5 protein-coding genes are annotated in these 3719 nt (G+C 67.5%); all 5 read left to right on the top strand.

Annotation, left to right across the window (positions count from 1 at the left end):
• On the top strand, positions 1-508 hold a 508-nt coding region (locus VIR09_RS11795; protein ID WP_332013041.1), incomplete at its 5' end, for an ATPase, T2SS/T4P/T4SS family.
• Positions 505-891 (top strand): TrbC/VirB2 family protein, encoded by a 387-nt coding sequence (locus VIR09_RS11790; RefSeq protein WP_033938316.1) that lies wholly within the window; start codon positions 505-507, stop codon positions 889-891. The genes VIR09_RS11795 and VIR09_RS11790, both read left to right, overlap by 4 nt.
• Positions 888-1157 (top strand): VirB3 family type IV secretion system protein, encoded by a 270-nt coding sequence (locus VIR09_RS11785; protein ID WP_033938315.1) that lies wholly within the window; start codon positions 888-890, stop codon positions 1155-1157. The genes VIR09_RS11790 and VIR09_RS11785 overlap by 4 nt, the downstream gene beginning before the upstream one ends.
• A gap of 10 nt (positions 1158-1167) precedes the next feature.
• Positions 1168-3615: a conjugal transfer protein TrbE gene (gene trbE / locus VIR09_RS11780; RefSeq protein WP_033938314.1), complete on the top strand. Its 2448-nt coding sequence runs from the start codon at positions 1168-1170 to the stop codon at positions 3613-3615.
• On the top strand, positions 3612-3719 hold a 108-nt coding region (locus tag VIR09_RS11775; RefSeq protein WP_332013042.1), incomplete at its 3' end, for a DUF4141 domain-containing protein. The genes trbE and VIR09_RS11775, both read left to right, overlap by 4 nt.

Here is a 3719-nt window from a genome sequence, read left to right as displayed (position 1 = left end):
GGTACTCGAAGACACCATCGAACTGCAATGCGCGGCCCGTGACCATGTACCGCTGCGCACCCGTGCGGGCGTGGTGTCGATGCAGGAGCTGGTGCGCGCCACGATGCGCCTGCGCCCAGACCGGGTGATCGTCGGCGAAGTACGCGGCGGCGAAGCGCTGGATCTCATCAAGGTGTGGGGCACCGGCCACCCTGGCGGCGTCGCCACGATCCACGCCGGCTCCGCGCTGGGCGCGCTGCTGCGGCTGGAGCAACTGATTCTCGAAGTGGCCGTGAACCCGCCGCGTGCGCTGATCGCCGAGGCGGTCAACGTCGTCATCCACATCGCCGGACGTGGCCGCAAGCGCCGCGTTGAAAGCATCGCCCGCGTCGTCGGTTTCGACGCCGCCGGCTACCGGCTGGCGGACGCGCTGGAAGCGCCGTTTCCCGAGCTGCCGCCGGTTCTTCATGCAGCCGCCGCCGCTGCGCCTTCCCCGTCCCCTGACCAACCCTCTGGAGAACTGCCATGACGCCCGTTGATGCTTTCCGTCTTTCCGTAAATCCGCTTTCTCGGCTGCCCATGCTGGCACGGTTGCGCTGCCTGGCCCGTCCCGCCGGACAAGGGCTGCTGCTGGCCGCGCTGATGCTCTTGCTGGCGGGCACGGCGCAGGCCGCCGGTTCCTCGATGCCCTGGGAAGGCCCGCTGCAATCCATCCTGGAGTCGATCCAAGGGCCGGTGGCGCGCATCGTCGCGGTCATCATCATCATCGCCACCGGCCTGGCGCTGGCCTTTGGCGACACGTCGGGCGGCTTTCGCAAGCTGATCCAGATCGTGTTCGGCCTGTCCATCGCGTTCGCCGCGTCCTCGTTCTTCCTGTCGTTCTTCAGCTTCTCCGGCGGGGCCGTCGTATGAACACGGCCAGCGATCTTCCGGGCTTCGAGGTGCCGCTGCGCCGCTCGCTCACCGAGCCGATCCTGCTGGGCGGTGCGCCGCGCACCGTGGCGATCGCCAACGGCACGCTGGCTGCCGCCGTCGGGCTGGGCCTGCAGCTGTGGATTCCCGGTGTCGTGCTCTGGATTGTCGGCCATTCGCTGGCGGTCTGGGGCGCGCGCGTCGATCCGCAGTTCATGCAGGTCTTCGCCCGGCACATCAAGCACAAGCCGCTGCTGGACGTATGAGGGGGATGCCATGCTGAACCTTGCCGAATACCGCCAGCGGCCCGCGCTGCTGGCCGACTGGCTGCCCTGGGCCGGGCTGATCGCGCCGGGTGTCGTCTTGAACAAGGATGGCAGTTTCCAGCGCACGGCGCGCTTTCGCGGACCTGATCTGGACAGCGCTACGCAGGGCGAGTTGATCGCCACGTCGGCGCGGCTCAACAACGCGCTGCGCCGCTTGGGGTCGGGCTGGGCCTTGTTCATCGAGGCCGAGCGCCGGCCGGCGGCGGACTATCCGCATTCCGACTTCCCCGAGCCACTGTCCTGGCTGGTCGATGAAGAACGCCGCGCGGCCTTCGAGGAATCGGGGCATCACTTCGAGAGTGGCTATCACCTGACGCTCGCGTACCTGCCGCCCGAGGAATCGCGCGCCCGCGCTGCCAAGCTGCTCTACGAGAACTCGCCCGGCGATGGTGTGGACTGGCGTGGCCGGCTCGATACCTTCATCGCGGAAACCGATCGCGTCTTCGACCTGCTCGATGGCGTGATGCCGGAAATCGCCTGGCTCGATGACGCTGAAACGCTGACCTATCTGCACGCGACCGTCTCGACACGATGCTACCGCGTGGGCGTGCCCGAAGTGCCGTTTCACATCGACGCGCTGCTGGCCGACTCCGCGCTGGTCGGTGGCCTGGCGCCCGTGCTGGGCGACCAGCACCTGCGCGTGGTGTCGGTGCGTGGCTTTCCGACTTCGACCTGGCCGGGGATTCTGGACGACCTCAACCGCCTGGGCTTTGGCTACCGCTGGAGCACGCGCTTTGTCTGCATGGACAAGGCCGAGGCGGAAAAGGAACTCGGCCGCCTGCGCCGTCAGTGGTTCGCCAAGCGCAAGAACGTGGTGGCGCTGCTGCGCGAAACCATCTTCCAGCAGGAAAGCCCGCTGGTCGATACCGACGCCAGCAACAAGGCGGCCGACGCCGACGCCGCCTTGCAGGAGCTGGGCAGCGATCAGGTCGCGTTCGGCTATCTCACCGCCACGGTGACGGTGCTCGATGCCGACCCGACCCTGGCCGACGAGAAGCTGCGCATGGTGGAGCGCGTCATCCAGGGCCGGGGCTTCGTCACCATCCCCGAAACCCTCAATGCCGTCGATGCGTGGCTGTCGTCCATTCCCGGCAATGCCTATGCGAACGTGCGCCAGCCCATCGTCTCGACGCTGAATCTGGCGCACATGATGCCGCTGTCGGCGGTGTGGGCCGGGCCGGAGAAGAACGATCACCTCGACGGGCCGCCGATGATCGTGACGCGCACCGATGGCGCGACGCCGTTCCGGCTGGTGACGCACATCGGCGACGTGGGGCATACGCTGGTCGCTGGCCCGACCGGCATGGGCAAGTCGGTCCTGCTCGCCAAGCTGGTCTTGCAGTTCCGCCGCTACTTCGGCTCGCGGGTCTTTGCCTTCGACATGGGCCGCTCGATGCGCGCCACCATCCTCGGCCTGGGCGGCGAACACTACGACCTGGGCGCCGATGGCGGCATTGCCTTCCAGCCGCTCGCGCGCATCGACCATGAGGGCTACCGCACCTGGGCGGCCGAATGGGTGGAAGGCCGCTTGCTGCATGAAGGCGTGACCGTCGGCCCGGACGAGAAAGCGGCGATCTGGTCGGCGCTGGGCAGCCTGGCCGGGGCGCCGGTGGAGCAGCGCACGATGACCGGGCTTTCCGTGCTGCTGCAATCCAACGCGCTGCGACAGGCGCTCGCCCCGTATGTGCTCGGCGGCGCGCACGGCAAGCTGCTGGACGCGGACGCCGACCGTCTTGGCCTCGGCGCCGTGCAGGGCTTCGAGATGGAAGAACTGATGCACAGCCCCGCCGCTGTGCAGGCAGTGCTGCGCTACCTGTTCGCCCGCTTCGATGAGCGTTTCGACGGCGCACCCACGCTGCTGATCCTCGATGAAGCCTGGCTGTTCCTCGATGAGCCGTCTTTCGCCGCCCGCATCCGGCAATGGCTCAAGACGCTGCGCAAGAAGAACGTCAGCGTCATCTTCGCCACGCAATCGCTGGCCGACATCAAGGATTCGACTATCGCGCCAGCCATCATCGAGAGCTGCGCGAGTCGGATTTTCCTGCCGAATCCGCAGGCGACCGAGCCGCAGATTCGCACGATCTACGAAGGCTTCGGGCTCAACAGCCGTCAGATCGAGATCGTCGCCACCGCGCAGCCCAAGCGCGACTACTACTACCAGTCGCGCCTCGGCAACCGCCTGTTCGACCTCGACCTGGGGCCGGTGGCGCTCGCCTTCGCGGGCGCATCCACCCCCCAAGACCAACGCGACATTGACCGCGTGCTTGCACAAGCCGGCGCTCCCGGCTTCGCGGGCGCGTGGCTGCGCCATCGCGGCCTCGACTGGGCCGCCGACCTGCTGCCGTCCGCACCGGCGGCTGCTTCCTTCTTGTCCCAACTATCGGAGAACCAGCCATGAAAAAGCGTCTTCTCGCCGCCACTGTCGCGGCCATGCTCTGCACCGTCTCTACCGTCCAGGCGCAATGGGTCGTGGTCGATCCCACCAACCTCGTCCAGAACACG

It is taken from the genome of Achromobacter sp. (assembly GCF_036567245.1).
GTDB lineage: Bacteria > Pseudomonadota > Gammaproteobacteria > Burkholderiales > Burkholderiaceae_B > Achromobacter.
Note: the sequence above shows the minus strand (reverse complement) of the source record. Positions and strands in the feature narration are given on the sequence as shown.

What these genes read in the sequence shown, in the direction of transcription:
- VIR09_RS11790 (WP_033938316.1), top strand. Translation starts at nt 505, where the DNA reads ATGACGCCCGTTGATGCTTTCCGTCTTTCCGTAAATCCGCTTTCTCGG.
- trbE (WP_033938314.1), top strand. Translation starts at nt 1,168, where the DNA reads ATGCTGAACCTTGCCGAATACCGCCAGCGGCCCGCGCTGCTGGCCGAC.
- VIR09_RS11785 (WP_033938315.1), top strand. Translation starts at nt 888, where the DNA reads ATGAACACGGCCAGCGATCTTCCGGGCTTCGAGGTGCCGCTGCGCCGC.